Origin of the sequence: Marinomonas pontica, from assembly GCF_026191375.1 — a bacterium.
GTDB classification, from domain to species: Bacteria; Pseudomonadota; Gammaproteobacteria; order Pseudomonadales; family Marinomonadaceae; genus Marinomonas; species Marinomonas pontica.
Genome location: NZ_JAODTL010000022.1, coordinates 40,516 through 63,076, shown reverse-complemented (window position 1 = coordinate 63,076; position 22,561 = coordinate 40,516). Strand labels below are relative to the sequence as shown.

25 protein-coding genes are annotated in these 22,561 nt (G+C 44.1%); 14 read left to right on the top strand and 11 right to left on the bottom strand.

Annotated features, from left to right (window positions below; genetic code table 11):
• Window positions 1-166 precede the first annotated feature (166 nt).
• Window positions 167-1,795, top strand: coding sequence for an alpha-glucosidase (locus N5P32_RS03345; RefSeq protein WP_265727763.1), 1,629 nt, complete (start codon window positions 167-169; stop codon window positions 1,793-1,795).
• A 72-nt stretch (window positions 1,796-1,867) separates the two neighbouring features.
• Here N5P32_RS03345 and N5P32_RS03340 read toward each other — a convergent pair whose 3' ends face one another.
• Window positions 1,868-2,929, bottom strand: a complete 1,062-nt coding sequence (locus N5P32_RS03340; RefSeq protein WP_265727762.1) for an AI-2E family transporter — start codon at window positions 2,927-2,929, stop codon at window positions 1,868-1,870.
• 11 nt (window positions 2,930-2,940) lie between these two features.
• Window positions 2,941-3,186: a sulfurtransferase TusA family protein gene (locus N5P32_RS03335; protein WP_265727761.1), complete on the bottom strand. Its 246-nt coding sequence runs from the start codon at window positions 3,184-3,186 to the stop codon at window positions 2,941-2,943.
• Window positions 3,187-3,398: 212 nt separating this feature from the next.
• Here N5P32_RS03335 and N5P32_RS03330 point away from each other — a divergent pair, with 212 nt between their 5' ends.
• A complete protein-coding gene (locus tag N5P32_RS03330; protein ID WP_265727760.1) occupies window positions 3,399-4,628 on the top strand; it encodes a M48 family metalloprotease in 1,230 nt (409 codons plus the stop codon).
• Window positions 4,629-4,703: 75 nt separating this feature from the next.
• Here N5P32_RS03330 and N5P32_RS03325 read toward each other — a convergent pair whose 3' ends face one another.
• Both N5P32_RS03325 and N5P32_RS03320 read right to left on the bottom strand, forming a co-directional pair.
• Window positions 4,704-4,982: a hypothetical protein gene (locus N5P32_RS03325; RefSeq protein ID WP_265727759.1), complete on the bottom strand. Its 279-nt coding sequence runs from the start codon at window positions 4,980-4,982 to the stop codon at window positions 4,704-4,706.
• 51 nt (window positions 4,983-5,033) lie between these two features.
• The gene (locus tag N5P32_RS03320) at window positions 5,034-5,306 is read right to left on the bottom strand and encodes a hypothetical protein (protein WP_265727758.1); all 273 of its coding nucleotides are present in this window, start codon (window positions 5,304-5,306) and stop codon (window positions 5,034-5,036) included.
• A gap of 332 nt (window positions 5,307-5,638) precedes the next feature.
• On the opposite strand from N5P32_RS03320, the gene N5P32_RS03315 reads away from it, so the two are divergent.
• Entirely contained in the window at window positions 5,639-6,886 is a 1,248-nt protein-coding gene (locus N5P32_RS03315; protein WP_265727993.1) for a tyrosine-type recombinase/integrase, read from the top strand.
• 21 nt (window positions 6,887-6,907) lie between these two features.
• Here N5P32_RS03315 and N5P32_RS03310 read toward each other — a convergent pair whose 3' ends face one another.
• The 3 genes from N5P32_RS03310 to moaC are packed head-to-tail and all read right to left on the bottom strand — an operon-like array spanning window position 6,908 to window position 8,086.
• A complete protein-coding gene (locus N5P32_RS03310; protein ID WP_265727757.1) occupies window positions 6,908-7,357 on the bottom strand; it encodes a molybdenum cofactor biosynthesis protein MoaE in 450 nt (149 codons plus the stop codon).
• Between the two features lie 11 nt (window positions 7,358-7,368).
• Window positions 7,369-7,611: a MoaD/ThiS family protein gene (locus N5P32_RS03305; protein ID WP_265727756.1), complete on the bottom strand. Its 243-nt coding sequence runs from the start codon at window positions 7,609-7,611 to the stop codon at window positions 7,369-7,371.
• The gene (gene moaC, locus N5P32_RS03300) at window positions 7,604-8,086 is read right to left on the bottom strand and encodes a cyclic pyranopterin monophosphate synthase MoaC (protein WP_265727755.1); all 483 of its coding nucleotides are present in this window, start codon (window positions 8,084-8,086) and stop codon (window positions 7,604-7,606) included. The genes N5P32_RS03305 and moaC overlap by 8 nt, the downstream gene beginning before the upstream one ends.
• 161 nt (window positions 8,087-8,247) lie before the next feature.
• On the opposite strand from moaC, the gene N5P32_RS03295 reads away from it, so the two are divergent.
• From N5P32_RS03295 to trmJ, 3 genes are read left to right on the top strand one after another with little or no spacing between them, the layout of a single operon-like run.
• Window positions 8,248-10,755 (top strand): EAL domain-containing protein, encoded by a 2,508-nt coding sequence (locus N5P32_RS03295; RefSeq protein WP_265727754.1) that lies wholly within the window; start codon window positions 8,248-8,250, stop codon window positions 10,753-10,755.
• Between the two features lie 55 nt (window positions 10,756-10,810).
• The gene (locus tag N5P32_RS03290; protein ID WP_265727753.1) at window positions 10,811-12,133 is read left to right on the top strand and encodes a J domain-containing protein; all 1,323 of its coding nucleotides are present in this window, start codon (window positions 10,811-10,813) and stop codon (window positions 12,131-12,133) included.
• Between the two features lie 56 nt (window positions 12,134-12,189).
• Entirely contained in the window at window positions 12,190-12,972 is a 783-nt protein-coding gene (trmJ, locus tag N5P32_RS03285; protein ID WP_265727752.1) for a tRNA (cytosine(32)/uridine(32)-2'-O)-methyltransferase TrmJ, read from the top strand.
• Between the two features lie 87 nt (window positions 12,973-13,059).
• On the opposite strand, the gene efpL is transcribed toward trmJ, so the two are convergent.
• Window positions 13,060-13,632 (bottom strand): elongation factor P-like protein EfpL, encoded by a 573-nt coding sequence (gene efpL, locus N5P32_RS03280; protein ID WP_265727751.1) that lies wholly within the window; start codon window positions 13,630-13,632, stop codon window positions 13,060-13,062.
• Between the two features lie 162 nt (window positions 13,633-13,794).
• Window positions 13,795-14,949 carry a M14 family metallopeptidase gene (locus tag N5P32_RS03275; RefSeq protein WP_265727750.1) on the bottom strand — a complete coding sequence of 385 codons (1,155 nt, stop codon included), beginning with the start codon at window positions 14,947-14,949 and terminating at the stop codon, window positions 13,795-13,797.
• 37 nt (window positions 14,950-14,986) lie between these two features.
• On the opposite strand from N5P32_RS03275, the gene N5P32_RS03270 reads away from it, so the two are divergent.
• On the top strand, window positions 14,987-15,502 hold the full coding sequence (locus N5P32_RS03270; protein ID WP_265727749.1) for a hypothetical protein: 516 nt from the start codon (window positions 14,987-14,989) through the stop codon (window positions 15,500-15,502).
• A gap of 103 nt (window positions 15,503-15,605) precedes the next feature.
• Window positions 15,606-16,091, top strand: coding sequence for a putative 4-hydroxy-4-methyl-2-oxoglutarate aldolase (locus N5P32_RS03265; protein WP_265727748.1), 486 nt, complete (start codon window positions 15,606-15,608; stop codon window positions 16,089-16,091).
• Window positions 16,092-16,114: 23 nt separating this feature from the next.
• Here N5P32_RS03265 and N5P32_RS03260 read toward each other — a convergent pair whose 3' ends face one another.
• Window positions 16,115-16,726: a MarC family protein gene (locus N5P32_RS03260; protein WP_265727747.1), complete on the bottom strand. Its 612-nt coding sequence runs from the start codon at window positions 16,724-16,726 to the stop codon at window positions 16,115-16,117.
• A 468-nt stretch (window positions 16,727-17,194) separates the two neighbouring features.
• On the opposite strand from N5P32_RS03260, the gene N5P32_RS03255 reads away from it, so the two are divergent.
• The 6 genes from N5P32_RS03255 (at window position 17,195) to N5P32_RS03230 (ending at window position 22,387) form a co-directional block, all read left to right on the top strand.
• Window positions 17,195-17,347, top strand: coding sequence for a hypothetical protein (locus N5P32_RS03255; protein ID WP_265727746.1), 153 nt, complete (start codon window positions 17,195-17,197; stop codon window positions 17,345-17,347).
• Between the two features lie 245 nt (window positions 17,348-17,592).
• Entirely contained in the window at window positions 17,593-18,360 is a 768-nt protein-coding gene (locus N5P32_RS03250; protein WP_265727745.1) for a lipase family protein, read from the top strand.
• A 157-nt stretch (window positions 18,361-18,517) separates the two neighbouring features.
• A complete protein-coding gene (locus N5P32_RS03245) occupies window positions 18,518-19,459 on the top strand; it encodes an ABC transporter substrate-binding protein (protein ID WP_265727744.1) in 942 nt (313 codons plus the stop codon).
• 59 nt (window positions 19,460-19,518) lie between these two features.
• Window positions 19,519-20,484, top strand: coding sequence for a FecCD family ABC transporter permease (locus N5P32_RS03240; protein ID WP_265727743.1), 966 nt, complete (start codon window positions 19,519-19,521; stop codon window positions 20,482-20,484).
• Window positions 20,481-21,566, top strand: a complete 1,086-nt coding sequence (locus N5P32_RS03235) for a FecCD family ABC transporter permease (RefSeq protein ID WP_265727742.1) — start codon at window positions 20,481-20,483, stop codon at window positions 21,564-21,566. The genes N5P32_RS03240 and N5P32_RS03235 overlap by 4 nt, the downstream gene beginning before the upstream one ends.
• Entirely contained in the window at window positions 21,563-22,387 is an 825-nt protein-coding gene (locus N5P32_RS03230; RefSeq protein WP_265727741.1) for an ABC transporter ATP-binding protein, read from the top strand. The genes N5P32_RS03235 and N5P32_RS03230 overlap by 4 nt, the downstream gene beginning before the upstream one ends.
• Here the strand turns inward: N5P32_RS03230 and N5P32_RS03225 are convergent.
• The gene (locus N5P32_RS03225) at window positions 22,384-22,554 is read right to left on the bottom strand and encodes a hypothetical protein (RefSeq protein ID WP_265727740.1); all 171 of its coding nucleotides are present in this window, start codon (window positions 22,552-22,554) and stop codon (window positions 22,384-22,386) included. The genes N5P32_RS03230 and N5P32_RS03225 overlap by 4 nt on opposite strands.
• Window positions 22,555-22,561: the final 7 nt, after the last annotated feature.

Below are 22,561 nucleotides of genomic sequence, written 5' to 3'. Positions count from 1 at the left end.
AATTTGGTAGGTTATAACGGCAAATAAGTATGCATTAATAGGAATCATTGAGTATGCTGGAAACAGCAACAAAAAGCACGACAGAGAATGGAACCTATCCTCTATAAATCTAACTAATTCTGTTAGCGCTTATACCAAAACTTCCCTATTTTAAGAGAGAAAAATCATGACTAATAATCAAGAGTGGTGGCGTGGCGCAGTCATTTATCAGGTTTATCCCAGAAGTTTTTTTGATTCGAATAACGATGGCATTGGCGACCTACCCGGTGTCACCGCAAAAATGGACTATATTGCCTCATTGGGCGTTGATGCGATTTGGCTCTCGCCTTTTTTCACCTCTCCAATGAAAGACTTTGGTTACGATGTGTCTGATTATTGTGACGTAGACCCTATTTTTGGCGACATGAGTGATTTCGATGCACTAATAGAGTCAGCCCACCAACATGGATTAAAGGTCATGATTGATCAGGTGCTGAATCACAGCTCAGACCAACACCCTTGGTTTGTTGAATCTCGTAGCAATCATGCTAACGCTAAAGCCGATTGGTACATTTGGGCAGACGCGAATTCGGATGGCACTGTCCCGAATAATTGGCTCTCAGTGTTTGGTGGACCAGCTTGGCACTGGGACAGTCGCCGCAAACAATATTATCTGCATAATTTTTTAGACAGTCAGCCTGATTTGAATTTCCATAACCCTGACGTTGTAGACGCGCTATTAGAAACCGTTGAATTCTGGCTCAAGCGCGGCGTAGATGGATTTCGTTTAGATACTGCCAATTACTATTATCATGATGTCGAACTTCGCAACAACCCACCAAAAGAAGATGTAGTCGAAGGCAGTATTGGCGTTCGTCTCGACAATCCATACGCTTACCAACTTCACCTTTACGATAAATCTAGACCTGAAAATATCGGCTTTTTGCAACGTTTACGAGGCTTACTGGATCATTACCCCAATACCACGACAGTGGGTGAAGTCGGCTGTGATTTTGCTCTCGAAACGATGGCGGCCTACACTCAAGGAGGAGACAAATTACACATGTGCTACTCCTTTGACTTACTCACCCACGACTCCTCGATGACACACATTCGCAACACAATGCAGACTATAGAAGCCGGACTGGGCGATGGCTGGCCATGCTGGTCAATCGGCAACCATGATGTGGAACGAGTAGCGACTCGCTGGGGGAACAATCACGACCCAATCGCAAAAAGTAAAATTTACATGGCGATGCTCTTAACGCTAAGAGGAAGTGTGTGCTTATACCAAGGAGAAGAACTGGGCTTACCCGAAGCAGAACTTGAATTTGATCAATTGGTGGATCCATTTGGGATCGCTTTTTGGCCAGAATTTAAAGGAAGAGACGGTTGCAGAACGCCTCTTCCATGGAAAAATGAAACATTAGGCGGCTTTACTCAAAACAATCAACCCTGGTTACCCATAGCTGAATCACAACGTGCTCTGGCGGTTGATGTGCAAGATGGCAATCGCGATTCTGTTTTGCATGCCTACCGTGATTTTCTGCATGTTAGACGTGGCCATCCAGAACTGCGATTCGGTGACATAGAGTTTTTGTACAACGATGACACCACCCTTACTTTCTTGCGCAGTTTCCAAGGCAAACGTTTGTATGTCGCGATCAACACGTCACACCAAGACAAAATTCTGCCTGTTGAACAAACATTGACGGTTTTAACGCTTCCAGAAGCCATTCCAAGTGGCTATGTGGACCATCACAATACCGTCGTCTTACCGCCATACAGTGTTTTACTTGCAACAGTAAACACATAATAAAAATGCCCGTTCTACACTGAACGGGCATGTTTTTAACCGCAAAAACCAAAGTCTAAAGGCGTAAAAAGCTTAATACGTTAACTGCTCTTGGTTCGGCCACGCATTAATAATTGCTTTGACCAATGTAGCTAGTGGAATGGCGAAAAATATTCCCCAAAAACCCCAAATACCACCAAAAAACAACACAGCAACAATGATCGCCAGTGGATGTAAATTAACCGCTTCAGAAAACAGCAACGGCACAAGCACATTGCCGTCTAAGGCCTGAACCACCAAATACGCAACCACTACATATATAAAATCATTTTGCGTACCGTATTGATAAAACGCCACCAACACCACTGGAATCGTGACCGCAGCCGCCCCTATGTATGGAATCAGCACAGATAGGCCAACAAGCAACGCCAACAACTCCGCGTACTTTAAGCCAAAGATCAAAAATACAACGTAGGTAACTGCCCCAACAACAATCATTTCAATGAACTTACCACGTATGTAATTGGCAATTTGATCGTTCATTTCGTGAGCAATGTTTCGCATCATTTTTCTTTCTTTTGGCAACCATGAGGTTAAATAACTCAATATACGCTCTTGGTCCTTTAGCAAGAAAAACATCACTAAAGGCACCAAAACCACATAAATCACCACAGAAAATAAAGACGGAATACTCGACAAAGAAAAGGACACCAGCCATTGCCCTAGATTGGTCGATTCGTTTGCCAATGAATTGATCAATTCATCAATCGCAGACTGACTCACAAGGTCGCTATGCCCTTCTGCAAATTGCTGTATTTCATCACGAATCACTGTAAACATTCTGGGGGCATCTTGCACAAAACGCACAGCTTGTCGCCACAGTATCGGCACCATCACCCCAATAAACACGGTACAGGCTGTGATAAAGCTGGAAAATACAATCAGTACCGAAGTCAAATGACCAAGACCAAGCCGCTGTAAACGATCCACCACACCTTGCAGCAAAAAAGCCAACACGATTGCAATCAAGATAGGCGCTAAAATCCCACCCCAAAACGCCAAAACACAAACCGTTGCCATCAGCAAAAGTAGAAAGACCACCACTTCTTCATTAGAAAAATATCGTTTAATCAACGTATCTACAATTTTAAACATACTAGACTCGTTCAGTGTTTTTGAATCACGAAGGTATATTCACTCTCTTCTTCGCGCATTTCCAGCAAAGAAAAACCAACCAACGCCACGTATTGCGGGATATCTTTCAAAGAACCCGCGTCCCCTGCCCTAAGACACAGACACTCACCTGCTGACATTCTGTTTAAAGCCATTTTGGCTTTTAGCAAGGGCATTGGGCAACGATCTTCTCTTGCATCCAAGATTACGTCATACTGATTCTCTAAATTGACCGTCATTTTATTATTCATCCACCCAATGCATTTGCCGTATTATGAGACTATTTCGAAACGTTACAACAGGGTTCGCGCTCTTAACCCTTGTTTTTACAACTACTTTTACAAACGCTAGCATACCAGATCTAGAAGCCAATCAAGACGAAAGAGCCTTATCTAATCCTTCATACATCCTAGGACAATACTGGTTTCGCAAACTAAATGGTAGTCGGGCTTTGATCGACTTTCCTCCAGCTTACGATTACCTCAAGGACACCATTTCACGCATTCTTCCGCAAACCAACTTGTACAACACAACGGTGGAAATGACCCTTTTAAACAGTTCACAAAGCAATGCTTTTGTCATTCCGGGGAATCATTTATTTATCTACTCTGACATCATGGAAATGATCAGCGAAGAAGACATGCTGTTTGGTTTACTGGCTCATGAAATTGCCCACCTTGATTTAAGGCACTATGAAAGACAGCAACAGCATTCAGGTGAAGAGCTGCAAAAAACATTGATGATGTTAGGAGCAGGGATTGCAGTCGCGCTTGCAGGAGCAGGATCCGATGCCACTAGCGCGTTATGGCTAGGCGGAATCGCCAATCAAGCAGAAAACACCCTAACGTATAGCCGCAATCAAGAACAAGAAGCCGATAGACAGGGACAAGAGTATTTACATGATGCAGGATTGGCACCGGAAGGAATGAGAAAACTATTCCAAGCGTTCTTTAAAGAAGCTTTAGGTCGCCCCAAGCTAGAATTCTTGTCAACACACCCCTCCCCAAACTCTCGAATGTCGGATTCTTTTTCGACGGACAAAAAAAACACCATTTTAAGTAAAAAAGAACACACTGATTTTGAATTCTTCCGCGCCAGCCTTTTGGCTTATAGAGCCGGAATTGAAGACAAACCCTATGCCTATTTAGATCAAGAGATTCGTGACAATGATGCAAAAAATTTTGCCAAAGCGTTGTTCTCTTACCTGATCCAATCCCCTGAACGGTCCGTTGATTTCTTAGACAAGCTTGAAAACCACAATAACTTTACGGATTACCTTCAAGCACTTAGTTTGAGCGCCACCAGCAATAATGAAAAAGGACTCGACATTGTCCAAAAGAGATTAGACATTGATCCTAACAACGTTATGTTTTCTATGCTTTATTCTCAATTAACCCAGAGCAAACCCATCTACGTTCGCTCAAATTTTCTTTATGAGCGCCGCCTAGTGTGGCGAGCAAATATTCAATATTATAAATCATCAAACAACATTCCAATGGCACTGTATTATCGAGCCATGTTGGATTTTAGTCAGGGAAAAGGTAAATCCGCACAATATTTGATTCAAAGAGCAAAAAGAGACGCAGCTAGTAGCGAAAAAAACACAATAATATATACCGAAGAGGAATTTAAATTAATCGCAGAGGCAGAGAAAAAAGAGGATTTAGAGGAAGACAAATAATAAAAATAAAAAGTAATAGAAAAGCAACAAAAAAGCCAAACAAACGTTTGGCTTTTTAGAACTTAGAACATCGCATTATTCTGCAGATTGCGCGTGAAGCTCATCAAATTGCGCTTGAAGCTCAGCGTGTTTTGCATTGTATACAGACACTTTCTGATCCGCTGTGTAAGCACCTTTAAGGTTAACACTTGAATCAACATCAGCACCCATGTTTTCTAGAGTCACAGACAAAGCTTCAACGCTGCCTTTTGCGCTTTGGATACGCTCTGAAGCAGATTCACTCGCTGCAAAAACAGAAGTTGACATTGCAGAAGCTGTAACGAAGGCAAGCATTGCTTTATTTAGGTTATTCATAATTGTATTCCTTAATAATATTTAATTCTAAGACAATGATAATGGGATGAATTATTCAGCTGTTTGGGCGTGAAGAGCGTCAAATTGATCCTGTAATTCAGCGTGTTTTTCATTATAAACCGCTACTTTTTGATCAAATGTATATGCACCATTCAAGTTAACATCTGTATTAACAGCTGCACCCATGTTTTCTAATGTTGTCGCCAATGCTTCAACACTGCCTTTTGCACTTTGAAGACGCTCTGTTCCAGTTTCAGCAAATGCTGACGTAGTCATTACTGCTGCAGTTAATAGAGCCAAAGTTGTTTTAGTGAACGTTTTCATATTTATCTCCTTGTGAGATCATTCATTAATATTTAAAAACTAAATCGTTTATCGTTTCGATGTATTTATAATAGTCCTTTCATAAAAAGATAAAAGAGGGATGAGAACGCTTCCACCTTTGTTCCAAATACGAACAAATGCACGTTAGTTTGAACAAAAATCACATCAATTTCGTATGAATCAAATAAATAAGACTAAGAGCACTAAGAATGAGGAATAAATAAACACGATATTGCGTCATAAGAGTGCGAGATAGGCGTTTTGAGGCAAAACCGATAGGGATATATCAAAAAATTTGTTAATCTAATGCGACTATTTGGATAAGAATGATGATGACCCCACTTGCTTTGATCGATAACTTAGAACACCTGCCTAACCCTTTCACCCAATTTGAAGGCATTGTGTCGCAACTCAGCAAAAACATACCTCAGCTAAATAAAGCAGAGTACCGTAGAGACCTTCAGCTGGCGCTGTGTTTTATTTACAGTTACAACGGTTCGCAAGCAACCTTCAACTCATATCGCCGAGAAGTAGAAAGGCTGTTGTTATGGTCTTGGAACATTGCACATTGCCCATCCACAGAACTCAGAAGAGATCAAATTGAAGAGTTCATCCACTTTTGCATTACCCCTCCAGAAAGTTGGATTGGTACCAAGAACGTTGCGCGTTTTAAGTTGCACATGGGACAAAGAACAGCAAATGCAGACTGGCGCCCTTTTGTCGCCCACGTCAGTAAACTTGAATTTAAAAATGGCGAAACGCCACAAGCCAAACAACACTCACTGTCTCAAGCCGCCATTCGCGCCACCTTTTCAATTTTGTCTTCATATTATGGCTTCCTAATGCAAGAAGACGCCGCCCATCAAAACCCTGTGGCACTTATTCGACAAAAAAGTAAATTTGTAAAAAAAGAAGTGACTCGAAAGCAAGTAAGACGTATTTCCAACCTTCAATGGGATTACGTCATTGAAACAGCCGAAATGCTGGCCGAGGAAGACCCAGCCAATCACGAACGCACTCTTTTCATAATGAATGCTCTACTTGGCATGTATTTGCGTATTTCTGAACTTGTTGCGGATGAGCGATCAGCGCCCGTGATGGGGGACTTTATTAAAGATTCGGACGGTCACTGGTGGTTTAAAGTATTGTCTAAAGGAAACAAAGAGCGACTCGTTGCTGTATCAGATGAAATGTTAAACGCCCTGATCCGATACAGACGTTTTAGAGACCTGCCGTTGTTGCCCACCATTGCCGAAAACACGCCCCTTGTGCCCAAAAACAGAGGACAAGGCGCAATGACAAGTTCAAGACAGGTGCGAAACATCGTGCAATATTGTTTCGACAAGGCTTACGAGCGTATGTGCGAAGACGGCATGAGAACAGACGCCGATGACTTGCGTGTGGCCACCGTCCACTGGTTACGACATACTGGCATTTCAGAAGATGTAAAAACTCGCCCCAAAGAGCACGTCAGAGAAGACGCCGGACACGCCAGTATGGCAACCACAGACAAGTACATAGACACAGAATACCGAGAGCGCCACGCGAGTGGGCGTAAGAAGGCGCTTCGTCCGCATTGATTATTCCGGTATAGCATTCAACTATTTAGACCAACGCGCTAAACTGTGTTGATCTTTTTCATTCGCTTCTACCCAATGGCTTTTCGCGCCTTGGGTCTCTTTTTTCCAGAAGGCGGCACGGCTCTTCAAATAGTCCATGATGAAGTCACACGCCTGAAAGGCTTCTGCACGATGCGATGCACTCACTCCTACAAAAACGATTTGGTCATCCACCGATAATCGTCCGACTCGGTGCACCACGCAAACGTCAATAAGCGCCCAGCGCTGGTTTGCTTCATCTACAATGGCTTGTAGATTTCGCTCCGTCATGCCCGGGTAGTGCTCAAGTTCGAAACTACATTCATCGTTCGGTAAATCCGAAAACTGTCGAACCAAACCAACAAACATTGCGACGGCGCCCGTTTTATTGGCGTGTAATAAACGTTTATACAAAACGTCTACGTCAAAATCCTCTTCCTGCACAAGAATCATTTAGCCTCCCGTCACAGGTGGAAAAAAGCGACTTCACGAACCCCAGCCGTTACCAAATCTGAGTCTCTAGTGAATTCAAAGTCCACCGAGGATTGCACACCATCTTTCAGCAAGATCTGCCCATTGTCTAAATGATCAGCCAGCACCGCTTTAAGCTCTGCGATACTAATGGGTAAATCAGCATCGATAATGCAATCACTCATTCCAACACCGTCTTTAAGAGAGGCAAAAAAGACCACCTTGATGCTAGTCATTTTGCTTACTCCAATCTCCACTTTTGCCACCTTTCTTTTCCAATAAAGACACATTCTGAATGACTATGCCTTTATCAACTGCTTTGCACATATCATAAAGTGTTAACGCTGCAATGCTCGCACCCGTTAACGCTTCCATTTCAACCCCCGTTTTACCGGACAAAGAACAAGTACACAGCACCTCTAATCGACACTCATCCAATACCGAAATATCGACAGTGACTTTCGTTAGCATTAAAGGATGACACAAAGGAATAAGGTCGGCGGTTTTTTTAGCCCCCTGAATACCGGCAATGCGTGCTGTTGCTAACACATCCCCTTTGGGCAAGCCGCCTTCAATCACTTTGGTTAATGTTTCAGGTCTCATCACTAAAATAGCTTGCGCCGTGGCGGTGCGCTTAGTGATGTCTTTATCTGAAACATCCACCATGTGAGCATGGCCTTGGTGGTCCAAATGGGTCAATTTATCACTCATAAAAATCCTAAACAGTGTACATATATTAAAAATGTCGCCTATATTTTAAGAAAGCCAACCTGATTGCAAGCAAAGATTGTCGATGTTGTCACGACAAAATGATCAGCAATCATAACTACATCTTTGTTCATAATCGTCTTTGTTATATAGGATCAAATGGAATGGTATCTAGACGAATTTTTTACTTCTTTCTACTGACAATGCAATTATGTGTCCATTCCGTCATAGCCTCAACAACGGACAACGCGCGACTGATTGGCGCTCTCCCCACTTTGCAAGACACAACAAACTTATCTGTCGAAGAAGCGCTGCGCTCAACAAAGTTTAAGACAAGCACCTACGCTGAATCGCAAGATTTCGCTAAAAGTGCTTACTGGCACAAGCTCTCTTTCCCAAAACTAGCACCGAATGCTCTCGAAAAGACGCTTTACCTTAACTTAAATTACTATGTTATCGAACATTTGGACTTTTACCTTTTCTATGGCGACACCCTACAAGAGCAATGGAAGAAAGGCGCGCTGGATAACTGGCAAGGTGATATTGAACATTATGATGGTATCTGGGTGCCAATCACTCTGTCCACTCAGGAAGACACAACCTTATTGATCCGTAAACAGGGAAACAGCCCACTGCTTACGCCATTTATGATTTTCGACGAGCAAGACTCCATTAAACAAAAAGAGCAAAAATTGCTGTTTTGGACATTTATCATCAGTAGTCTAAGCATTTTGTTGGCGCACAATATCTTTGTTTTTATTCTGCTTAGACAGCCTGGGTTTATTTATTATCTAGGTTTAAACATTGTTATTTTGGTCGCGCTGGGGGTGATAACGGGCTTTAACCGCTGGCTTTTTTCGGAAGAAATTAGCCAATGGATTATTCGAAACTTGTTTGTTTTATTTGGCGTGGCGGCATGGATACTCTTCCGCTTCACGTTGCACTTTCTCAAAGAAGTGAAGGTTCCTTCCAGTAAATCCATTCTGCGTAAATATGGTGATGTTATTTTCATCGCCTTTTTAATGTCCACACAACTAACTTCCGTTAAAACCTCCGCACAGCTTTTTGCAACGCTCGAAGTTTTTATGTTCATCATTTGCTGTTATTGGGGGATTAAAGCCTATCTAAAAGGATTCGTTGCCGTTCGCTTCTACTTATTTTCATGGTTCTTTTTGCTCACCGGCAGCATCCTCAACACAATGATTTTTTGGAAAATGCTGCCTATTAATGTCTTTACTGAGTCTATATTTCCTGTTTCAAGCATTTTACAGCTGCTGGGATTTTCCTTTGCCTTTGCCGATAAAGCCAAACAGATTGAATACAATCGACAACGGCAAGCCATCACTGATTTGCCCACCGGGTTGCCAAATAGGACGTACTATTTCGACACATTGCCTCAGTTACTAAAAAGTCATGATGAAACGTCAACACTTGCTCTCATCATCATTGATATCAGTAACTATCAGACATTAAGTCAAGCATTAGGGCCAGCCAAAGCGGATGCCGCGATATGCGATGTCATTCAAGGAATTCACCAACAAACCCTCGACCTAAAAGGATTAATGTCTTTCCCTTTACCCGATCAAAACACCAAAAAGTTGATTAGATTAACCACCACAAGCATGGTACTAATCAGCGTATCGCCCGAAACGCTGCATCAGCAAATAAAGGCCATTCAGGCCATTTTAGACAATCCAACGCTGATCGATAAAACCCCTTTTAGGCACCAATATAAAATTGGGAGCGCTATGTACCCATCGCAAGGGTCAGATTTGGATAAGCTCTATAAAAACGCCTTAATTGCGACACATTCAGTGACTTATTCATCTGGAAATTGGGCGGCCTTCAACGACAACCTCAAAAGCAACCACGCGCATCAACTTAACCTTATCACCCTACTTACCAATGATATTGAGCATGAAAAGCTCTACTTTGACATTCAACCTCAAGTCCATCTAGTAAACAGAGACATCATTGGTGGCGAAGTTTTGATACGTTGGAACAACGATCTATTAGGTCCAGTTTCACCGGCGGAATTTATTCCTTTAGCCGAACAAACTGGACTCATTTACAAGCTAACAGACATGCTGATTGAAAAGGTTTTCAAATGGGTTTCCGAGCACCCCCAGGTGCTCGCCACACAATGTCTATCGATTAATATCTCTGCGCTGGATTTATTACAAGAAGGGTTTGCAAGACGTGTCATCGGATCGGTTTCGACACACCGATTGTCAGCGCATAGGTTTACCATTGAAATCACCGAGACCAGCGTATTCAACAATAACGAGACCGTTCATAACAACGTCAAACTGCTTCATCAAGCTGGCTTTAAATTGGCCATCGATGACTTTGGCGTGGGCTACAGTTCAATGCAAAATCTAGTCGCATTGGAAACCGATGAACTTAAAATTGATCAGTTTTTTGTCATGAATTTACTCAACGATGCACAAAGTCAAACCTTGTGCCGAAGCATGATCGACTTGTGCGACGCCTTGGAAATCGCCAGTGTAGCAGAAGGCATTGAATCCGAAGGCATTTTACAACTCTTGTTACAATGGAACTGTCAAGTTGGGCAGGGTTACCATCTCTATCGCCCCATGTCTCCCGTACACTACCTCGAGCTTTTGGCTGAAAAAGATCCATCTTTGTCCGCACCAACAAATCGTGCATAATGCGTAACAGACTTATTCATTCACACTGTATAACACGGTTAGTAACCCAAAAAGCATGAGCTTAATAGACGACTATCAACTACTGGAAATCCCCACCAGTGCCAGTGAGCAGGAAGCAAAGGCCGCGTTTAGACGTTTAGCTCGGCGTTACCATCCCGACAAAAACCCAGATACAGACACCACAGAATTGTTCCAGCGACTGCAAGCGGCGTATGAAAATGTATCGAATGCCATTCGCCAAAGCGCGCAAGTAAACGACTGGAAGCCTTTTAGCTTTACCAGTGAAAACACACAAAGCTCTGGGGCTAAAAATCGATATTCGCACGCCTCCACTGCCACAGACAAAGAACAAGAAGCCTTCATAAAAGAGCGGCAACGGGCATACGATGAAATGAAGCGCAATAACGCGCATCAAGAAAAAGCCCGTGACGACGCCATAAAAGCAGCGCGAAACACGCTCAATGAAAAGCGCGTAAAAGCCCTGTATGAAGAAGCCTTCAAGGCTTCTAAAAATTTCACGGCCCAAGGCTATGATTACTCATCTAGCCACACTGGTGACGACACCAAACACTACCAATCGGATACATCGGATATTCCACCTTACCAATCGTTTGTTGATGAAGACGAAATTGAGCCAAAAGAACACCCAGCAAGCAGACCTGTTAGCCAACCCATTCGATTAGATGCAGCCAAAGCGGCTTTTCGCGCCGCCACCTACATCGCTTGTTTTGCAGCGGGTATTTACAGCACGCTTTACTGGCAATCAGCTAACAAAACGAGCCAATTCGAATCAAACGAAAGCCCTTACGTTAGCGGGCTGTATCCTCAGTTTCGAGTGGGATCCGGATACACCCTTAACGAGACCCGTTTATTCTCTGAGCCTGACGCCAGTGGAACAGTAATTCAAACTATTCCACCGCAATCCAATCTACAAAGTATTAAATTGCAGGGCGACTGGTTAACCGTTCGTTACCAAGGGATCAATGGCTGGGTAGAAGCAAAAAATATTGGATATGGAAGTGTGCAACAAGCCATGAGAACGGGCTGTATTGGCCAGCCAGGGATTGCACCACAACACGGTGAATTAATTGGCAAAGCTGATGGCAGCAGCCGACTGCGCATTCTCAACCAACTCCCCGAGCACAGCATGCTGACGTTCGAATCCTATGACGGTCAAGCGCCCTTTTCCATCTACTTGTATGGAAAACAAGCGTATGCCGCCAATTACATTCCAAGAGGCAACTACCGATTGGTGTTAGAGACAGGTTCCCTGTATCATCACGCCTGTAATCAGTTCCTCTTTAATGACACAACCAAAGTCATCTTAGACAACGTCGATTTCGCCAGCACCGAGCAATCGCTCACGCTAAAGCCATAATCTGACGACAAGACAATAAGTCTAAGTGACAAACAACCCTGAGTGCTTCACGACCCATGCTAAGTAACATCCGAATTGTATTGATCAACACCTTCCACCCCGGCAACGTAGGCGCCATCGCCCGTGCCATGAAGAATATGGGACTAACCAACTTATATTTGGTTGACCCAAACGACTACCCTTCAGAGGAAGCCACTAGCCGCGCGGCTGGCGCTGTTGATCTCCTTGAAAATGCGACCATCGTATCGACATTAGAAGAAGCCATCGCGGATTGCAGTCTTGTCATTGGCACCAGTGCACGTCATCGCACGTTTCAACTGCCTATCATGAATGCTCGCGAATGCGCTGAAAGCGTTATCCCCGAAGCGGTAAACCATAATGTTGCCATCGTGTTTGGTCGGGAAACCACGGGGCTATTGAACGATGAAATTGCTCAATGCCATCGCCAAGTGTATATCGATGCCAATGACGAGTACCCCGTGCTAAATATTTCCCAAGCGGTACAAATCGTTGCTTACGAAATATGGATGGCAAACCAGAACAAAGAATACATCAAGAAAGAAACGCCTGAATACCCCCACAAAAAAGACATGGATCTTTTCTACGACCACTTAGAAGAGACGCTGTATGGCATCAATTTCATCATTCGCAGCCATCCGGGTAAAGTGCTTGATAAGTTACATCGGTTCTTTAATCGCTCTCGCCCTGAGAAACAAGAATTAGGCATTTTACGAGGCGTACTGGCTGCTGTTCAACGTGAAGCGGGTCTAACAGAGGCCAACAATCACCCTGAGAAAAAGGTCAAAGACGCATTAAAAGAAACGGCTAAGAAAGACTAAATTTGGCTATCTTTACTTTTTATTCAGAACAAAAAAATGCAGCCTATTGGCTGCATTTTTTCATTCATTGCTAACGTATTAGAGAAATTATTTCTCAGCGCGACCGGCAAACTTACGCTCTTCTACGTTGACCTTAATACGGTCACCTGTAGAAATGTGCTCAGGCACTTGAATTACCGCACCCGTTGACAATTTTGCAGGCTTATTACGAGATGTTGCTGAGGCGCCTTTAATAGATGGGTCTGTTTCTACAACTTCCAACTCAACGTTGGTCGGCAATTCGATAATCACAGGCACGTCGTTAACCAAAACCACTTGAATACCCTGTGTTTCTTCGTTAACAAACAGAATCTCTTCTTCAATAGCACTCTTATTCAAGCTGTAAGGCGTGTAGTCTTCGTTATCCATGAAAACATATTCATCACCATCGGAATAAGAAAACATCGCTTGACGACGAACCAGATCAGCCAAATCGATCATGTCTGAATCTTTAAACGTTTCGTCCAATTTACGACCCGTAACCACATCGTACATGCGCATACGATATAGACTGCCACCAGCACGTCCTTGAGGAACAGAACGTTCGATGTCTTTTACGATGTACGTTTTGTTGTCATAACTGATAGCGATGTTCTTTTTGATTTCACTTGCCTTAGGCATTTTTTCTCGTCCTAAAATTACGTTCTATAAAAATAAAAAGGGCATTAAATTCATTGCAATTTTGAATTGGCAGATCGTAATCCAGTTTCACCAAGTTCGCTAGATAATAAATCACGATTTGCCCTTCAAATAACGCAAAACAGCGAAAATAGTCTCTTCTAATCAGTCATCTGCTTTCATATGCGAACTCATGATCACCTGATAAATTGGGTACAGAACATCGGCGCCTAAAATCTTAGCGCGTTCTGGCGACCAACCAACAACGTCATCTGGCAAGTTCTTATTGTCTTTAAATGGCATTTCCAAAGTGAAAGACAAGCACTTATAGGTTTCCCCCACCCACTTAGTTGCCACCGTCAAATTCGCTTCGCCAAATTGATCTGGGGTGTAGCCAATTTCAGTCTGAAAATCTGGACTGACTGCGGTAAACACATCTTTGAACAACGTCTCCATTGCTTCCATGCGAGCATCAAACGATGGTACGCCTTGGCAACCGTCTACAAAGTTAACAGGCAAAGCTTCATCACCATGAATGTCTAAAAACAAATCCACGCCTGTCTCCGCCATTTTCTTTTGCACAGCCAATACTTCAGGGCTGAACTCGGCCGTTGGGTTCTTCCATTCACGGTTCAGGTTTACCCCTTTAGAATTCACGCGCAAATTGCCATGCACAGCACCGTCTGGGTTCATGTTTGGCACCACATAAAAACGACAATTTCTTAATAACGCACGTGCGATTGGGTGCGATTCATCAAACAAGCGCTCAAGCAAACCTTCCACAAACCACTCAGCCATGGTTTCACCAGGATGCTGACGAGCAATGATCCAGATGTTTTTTGCAAGCCCTTGGGTTTTACTGATCTCTAACAAAGTAATATCACGACCTTCTGCCGTTTCACCCAAGTGATCGGTAATGCAATCTTCATTACTGGCCGCCCAAGCCATCATGTCTAAATGGCGCTCATAGCTGTATGGCGCAAAATAGGCGTAATACACACTGTCTTGTTCTGGCTGATGGGTAATCACCAATTTGCCGTCAACGTATTCTGTCGGGACTCGGAACCAATATTCACGGTCATATGAGGCAACGGCCTGATAATCCACCCAACCGTCTGGATAAGCGGCGTCGCTGGCGTTTTCAAATTGAATAACGCATTGCTCGCCCATTCCACCCTGCAATCGAAAATAAAACCACTGCAAAAATTTAGAGTTTGTATCATTAGGGATCTTTACTCTAATATTGTCCGGCTCCGAGGCATTAATAACGGAGATGTTACCGCCATCAAACGCACTACTGATCTTGATTCGGCTGGTCATTTATTCTTCCTTAACAATCAAACATTGGTTCTAAATTATGGCAAGTTTACCTATATTCATGACGGCTGTCGCCAACTCTTCCGACGAGCCCGCATTTCCACTCCTTTTCACCTGGTCCACTCATGAAGCACAAGTAAAAGAAGTCTTAGTCATACCAGATGATGAATGGCTTGAAAACCATCGCATCGAACCTAATGCACTCGATTTGGATGAACAACAACTGTACGAGTTCGGCTTTGAAGCCAGTGACATTTTAGCAGAATGGATCAATGAATTTGATACTGATGTGATTTATGCACTGGAACCAGAGTCTGTTAGTCTTTTGGTGGAAGCAACCTATGACATAAAAGGCCTAGAGCCAAGCTTTGAAGTGCAAAGCATTCACTCCTGGTTTGAAGAGCGCGATGTCAATTTAGACGACGCCGTTACAGAACAAGGCCAAACCACACCTCTGCATCTTTTACCACCAGATGAGCTGGTCATTCAGTTACTGCAAATCGCCGTGGAACATGGCTTGATTGATCCAAACGACATTCCCGCCGTAGAAGATTAATCACATCACTGAATAGTGACTATAGGTCAGAACAACTGGCTATATTACAACCACCTATTTAGAGTCAAAGGCATTCTTTTTTCACTCTAAATAGGTGCCGAACATGAAAGACCTTCTCCCCGATCTTTGCGACCTGTACCCAGAACAACTTCAAATTGCCGACCCTATTTTTACCTCTTACGGAAAGCGTACGCATTTTTATGGCGAAGTCGTCACGATTTCCTGCTTTGAAGACAACAGCCGAGTTCGAGAGCTAGTCACTCAAAATGGCAAAGGTAAAGTCATGGTGATTGACGGTGGCGGCAGCAAACGACGCGCTTTGCTTGGGGATATGTTGGCGGAAAAAGCCGTTAATAATGGCTGGGAAGGATTTGTGATAAACGGGGCTATTCGTGACATTGCGGCGCAATCACAATTAAACATTGGCATTCATGCTTTATGCGCTCACCCGATGCCAACAGAAAAACGAGGTTTGGGCGACCTAGGAAAAACGCTTCGTTTTGCGGGTATAACAATCGCCCAAGGGGATTATATTTATTGTGATTTCAATGGCATTGCCGTCTCTAAACAGCCATTAGCCCTTCCGTAGAAGGGCTAATCTCTTAGAAAGCATTATAGCGCGGCCAAGGTATGAGTAAACAAACTGCGCACACCGTTGACCAGCATCTGCACTGACATCATCAGCAGCAACATCCCCATCAAACGCTCAAGTGCCGCCAAACCTTTCTCTCTCAAAACACGGTTCAACAATGGCGCCATCGCCAAAATAATCACAGAAATCGCCCATGCTGCACCAACAGAAATAAGCAAGTCTTGCTGATCATTCGGGTAACTCTTCACCATCACTAACAACGTTGCCAGCGTCGACGGTCCTGCTAACATAGGAATGGATATCGGCACAATAAATGGTTCCATCACGGGGCCTGCGTCTTTCGTATACGGTGATGGGAAAATCATCTTCAAGGCAATAACAAATAAGACGACACCGCCAGCAATCGAGATAGATTCCGTTTCCAAATGCAACAGCGCCAAAAACTCAGCACCGAAAAACAAGAAACTCACCAAAATAATCAAACCGATTACACCGTCGCGCATCACGATTTGATATTGACGCTTCTGTGGAACACCCTTCATCACAGACAACAAAATTGGAATATTACCAAATGGGTCAATAACAAACAGGAACAATAAAGTGGCGGATAGAATAGAAAACTCAGTGCTCATAACAACTCTTAGTTAGATAAAGGAACAAATGGCGGAACCATTCAAAGCCGATAATTATAGCCCATTGCAAAGTCATTTTGGTGATATTTGCTTTCGAAAAAATACACGCCGAAAGCCATCTTCATGCTTTCGTTTCACTTCTACATAACCCAAGCGTGGGTGCATCGCTAGGTTTTCAGTCATTACCTCAGAAATACCGCACTCTAATGTTTGATGCGTTTCAACTTACATGTCCATTTGGTCAAAACATTACAGCCACATTATCCCGCCCCCTATAAAGGGTCGCTAATTAAGTAAATACAATGGTTTATTTTCCTTAATTTTCGGCAAGTTAACCCACAATTCATACATTCTTAACACAATACATTCAGGTGAATATAATTCATCAATTCGATGAAAACATGTCGTTTGTTGCGAATAATTTGCCTCTTTATTATGCGTCCAGACATCACCCGAAGAGGAAAAAATATGTACGCATTAACATCCAAAATCACACTGTTCAAGATCTCAAAAGCACTTCGTATAGCCTATGCATTTTATACAATGAAAGGCACTTTTACGGCATTACCTACTCTCAACGTAGAAGGCATTCAACGCATTAACTGGAGTGGTTGCGAGTGATCACACTCATCATCGCTTCTTCACTAGGTTGGTACACGCAATGCTAGACTCACCAACCTAGGTTTCCGCTTCCCCCAATAAAAACACTGTCCGTAAAAAGTATTTTTTAGTACCCTGCGCTCCCCTAATCGCCATCGGGTTTTAATCTCACTATGTTCAAGTCCAAATGTTTTTTATTGTTGGTTCTTTTCACATCACTTGCTCACGCGTCCCCAGATTTTTCTATCATTAAGAGCCAAGCTCAATTGTCTAATGACACATACCTTGAAGCCAATCAGCTGCAATCTCGTCTCAAAACACAAAATCAAACATTGGTTCACCAATCAATCATTCCAGAATCTCAAGTGAGCTATTTTCTGAGTCGTACTAATGGTATTCAAACAATAGCAATACGAGGTACGGCCAACCTCGAAAACGTAATGCTAGACCTAGACCTGGAATTAAAACCCGACACGGCACTCGACATAAAACTGCATCAGGGCTTTGGTTCCGCAGCCAAAGCAGTCTACACCGACGTTAAACCTTACCTTAATGAAAAGCTGCCGATTCATATAACTGGCCACAGCTTAGGTGGCGCAATTGCCGTTATATTAGGCTTGTATCTACAGCAAGAGGATTACGCCGTTACCCAAATCATCACTTTTGGTCAGCCCAAAGTGACCAATGTCACTGGCGCTAAAAAATACGATCTACTGCCGTTAATCAGAGTCGTCACACTTAACGACATAGTGCCGTTAGTCCCTCCAATCAGTCCCATGCAAATTCGAGATTTGGACATTTTTTGGCACATCGGAGAAGAAGTCATTTTGATGGGAGACAACAAATTCTCACAAACAAATGGGGTCAAAGCGATGTTAAGAGCCACAAAATTCACCACCTCTGTCCCTAATGAAAAGAATCTCATCGCCCATAAAATGGACACTTATCTAAGTCTGATTGATGGGTTAACCCAAACAGCAACTAACGTGCCGTATAAAACCGGCATCAGTATTTTTGGCTTTTCATTTGACTAGTTACTCTCTTTATTAAGCGTGGCCTAGCATGATTTATAACGAGATATAAAACACAGCGTTGCACATTAAGTGATAAATTTATGAAGGCAAACAGTTAAAAACTGTAATAAGAAGCGTTATCATTACTATAGTTGATTCATACATTAAGGAATGTGCTATGACGCTTAAACGCCTCTCATTGAAAAAAATATTACTCTGCGCCTGTATTACTACCTCTTTTAGCGCATTGGCAAGCGAACATACTGTCACCACAAAATATGGCAATATACAAGTAAACGACAACGTCAGTCGTGTTGTCGTCTTATCTGAAGACGCGCTTGACAGTGCCATTGCGCTTGGCGTGAAGCCATTGGGCGCTGTCGCTACACGAGGCGGTGATTCCGTAGCAGAATACATCCAAGAAAGAGCCAACGGCGTTAAAATTGTCGGTACGTCCAGACAAAATAATTTGGAAGCCATCGCTGCGCAGCGTCCTGATTTAATTTTGGCGTCAGCGTCTTTGTCTCAAGACAAATACAATATCTTGTCTAAAATTGCGCCAACAGTCGTTCCCATTTCTCCGGGAATGGTGTCGGATGGCTGGATTACTCTAGCGCGAGTTTATGCAAACGCATTGAATAAAAGCGCGGAAATGGACACTATTTTAAACAACATTGCCGAACGCGAAGAAAACCTGAAAGCCGCCATCACCACCCATGTACCAGAAGGCAAACGCACTGCGGCATTGGCTCGATGGATGCCACAAGGGCCTATTGTCATGTCGTCTCAGATATTCGCATCCGATGTATTGGCATCAACGGGGTTTGTTATCAATGATGCTGGCGTTATAAAAGAAGGTCGCCCTCACAGCAGCCCACTTAGCTTAGAAAATTTATCAAAAGTAGACAGCGACTGGTTGTTTCTTGCAACGCTAAATAGCGAAGGCAAAGATGCTCTAAATGCCGCGAAATCATCACCGTCGTTCTCTCGCCTTAATGTGGTAAAAGAAAACAAGGTTATCACGGTAAATGGTCAACTATGGACTAGCGCAGCAGGTCCACTCGCGGCTCACGCCATCTTGGATGATATAGAAGCCGTAATTAACACAAAAATGAAATAAACCCGATGCTGAAATGGTTTTCTGTTACACCCGCACAGCGGCCACTGCCCAGCGTCTTAATGTCAGCACTTTTCGTGCTGACATTTTGCTGTGTGCTGAGTTTATTATTGGGGGCTGGGGGACTAGCGCCTCATGCGTCACTCCTAACCCTTTTGGGTCACGGTTCTGCTGATGCGGAATTCACCGTGTTTCATTTGCGTTTAACAAGAACACTGGTCGGATTGTTTGTCGGATTAACCTTAGGTATTGCGGGCGCTCTTATGCAAGCCGTTGCACGCAATCCATTGGCAGAACCTGGCTTACTCGGCGTCAGCGCAGGCAGCTCTTTCGCTGTTGCCATGGCACTTGTTTTGGGTGCAAGTACGGCGACACTGACTGTTGGTATTGCACAAATTGGTGCCTTAATCGGTTGTCTCTGCGTCATCGGCACGGCAAAAATGCAAGGCCAGAGAAACGACCCAATACGCCTCGTACTCGCAGGCGCGGCGCTGTCCAGTTTACTGCTCGCCATGACATCACTGATTTTATTGTTTGATCAAAGAGCCGCTGATGAAATCCGCTTTTGGGTAACCGGCAGTGTTGCCGGACGTGATACCAGCACACTCATCAGCGTATTGCCTTCCATGCTATTGGCATTGATTTGTATTTTATATACAGCAAAGCCTCTTGCGTCCTTGGCGCTAGGAGAGCGCGTGGCTATTGGTCTTGGCCATAAGCCACGACGAATTCGAGGCATCGTTATTATTGCGGTTGCATTATTGGTGGGTGCTGCGACTGCGATTGCAGGCCCAGTCGCGTTTATCGGTTTGGTCGTGCCTTTCGCTGCTAGGGCTTTAGTAGGTCCCGATATCCGTAGAACGTTATGGCTTTGCCTACCATTGGGACCCATTATCGTAATCACAGCAGACATTATTTCTCGACTTGTGGCTCAGCCTGCTGAAATGCCACTGGGTGTGCTAACGGCTATTGTCGGCGCGCCTGTTCTTTTATTCATAGTCCGATCACATAGACTGCCCACATTATGATTCCTAATCGTCTTTTTATGCCCAATGCGACACAAGAAACCGTGCCACCCAATGGATATAAACTCTTAACCTTGGGTCACAAAGTCCGCATTCTGATCGAGAAAAAAGCCGTCGTGCGCAACATTTGGTTGGTGCTAATTCTGCTTCTTTCTTGTGTCATGACTCTGGGTATTGGCACCATGATGATATCCCCCAAAGAAGTCATCGCTGTCGTATTTGGCCACGGTTCCCCCATGAGCCAATTCATTGTTCAAGACTTGCGCTTACCACGCTTACTTGCCGCTGTCTTTACTGGTGCGGCTTTTAGTTTAGCAGGCTGTCTAATGCAAACGATGGCGCGTAATCGTCTGGCAACGCCGGGCATTATCGGCATTGATAACGCGGCGATGGCGTTTGCTGTTTCATCTGTTGTGGGTATGGGGTTGTCGATTGCGCCGTCAGCGATGGCATTAGCGGGCGCTGCAACCGCAACTGCGTTAGCTTTTGGCTTAGCCGGCGGCAGTGGTACTCGAGGCTATCGCTTTATTGTGGCGGGCATTGGTATTGGAGCCATCGCTGGCGCTGTCACCCAGCTATTATTAAGCCAAGTAAGTATCGATGTGGCCAACAGCGCTTACCCGTGGACAGTAGGCAGTTTGAGTGCGCGAGACCCATTCATGGTACACATTCTAGGGGCAGGCGTTGCCGTTTGTCTTGTGGCGTGCCTGGTATTCGCGTCTCAATTTGCCCTATTGCCGTTCTCAGATCAGGTAATAACGGGATTGGGAGCAAACATCAAATACATCCGCATTATTGCGCTGGTGTTGTGTATTACATTGACAGGACTTGCTGTGTCAGTGGCCGGGCCTGTTGGCTTAGTTGCGCTAGTAGGTCCAGAAATTGCCCGAGTATTGGCACGCTATCGGGGGATCCCATTAGTGAGCTCTGCATTAACTGGGGCACTTGTGATGGTTATTGCTGATTTAGTGGGGCGCACAATTCTTTCCCCCATCGAGCTGCCCGTAGGCATTGTAACGGCAGTTGTTGGTGGACCTTATCTAATTTGGATTCTTATTAAACGCTCTTCAAGGAGCTCGTTATGACGGCCTCTGCTTTTCAGCACACCCACTCCTCCTCTTATGCTCGCCTAGAAGCAGAGCAGCTTACCCTTAAACATGGCAAGACCACGATTATTGAACGACTCAATGTCACGCTGCCAGAAGGTCAAGTAACCGCGATAGTAGGGCCAAATGGGTGCGGAAAGTCGACATTGCTCAATGGTTTATCTCGCGTCCATGCGCCAAGCTCTGGCGTGGTATTACTTAATGGCAAAGACATTCATTCTCTTCCTTCGAAAGAGGTAGCGCGTCGTTTAGCCTTATTACCCCAAGATACGTTGGCACCTGATGGTATTACCATTGAAGAGCTAATCCGCTTTGGTCGCCATCCACATCAAAGTGCTTTAAAGCAATGGGCGATGAATGACCAAGATGCGATTGATTACGCATTAAAAGCGGCGGATTTGATTGGTCTAAAAGACCGCCTACTAGACACCTTATCTGGCGGGCAAAGGCAACGGGCTTGGATTGCGATGTCGATAGCACAAGAAACGCCATTGCTTTTGCTAGACGAGCCAACCTCAGCTCTGGATTTGGGTCATCAGATCGAAGTGTTTGAGCTGATCCGAACCTTATCAAAACAGGGTAAAACCTTAGCTATGGTGGTCCATGATTTACCAAGCGCATGCCGTTATTCCGACCACATAATTGCCATGAAATCAGGAGAAATACTCACCCAAGGCAGCCCTAAAGACATCATGACCAAAGAACTTGTTCGTGAACTGTATGGTGTTGATTGCGATCTTATTCCCGATCCTATGACAGGAAGCCCTATCTTAATCAACATTCAACGAGTAAGAGGCTAGCGTCTTTCCAGCAGAATGCTTTCTTTTGCCTTTTTAGCGTTAAAAACACGGTAAGAGGAAGCATTTGTTGTCCAAATAGCCAATTTGATTTTACTCTGCCCCCACTTATCGAAGATAATTGCCGCATTGATCATTACCAGCGCACTTGCTTGGTAAATCCCCTGCACACACGCC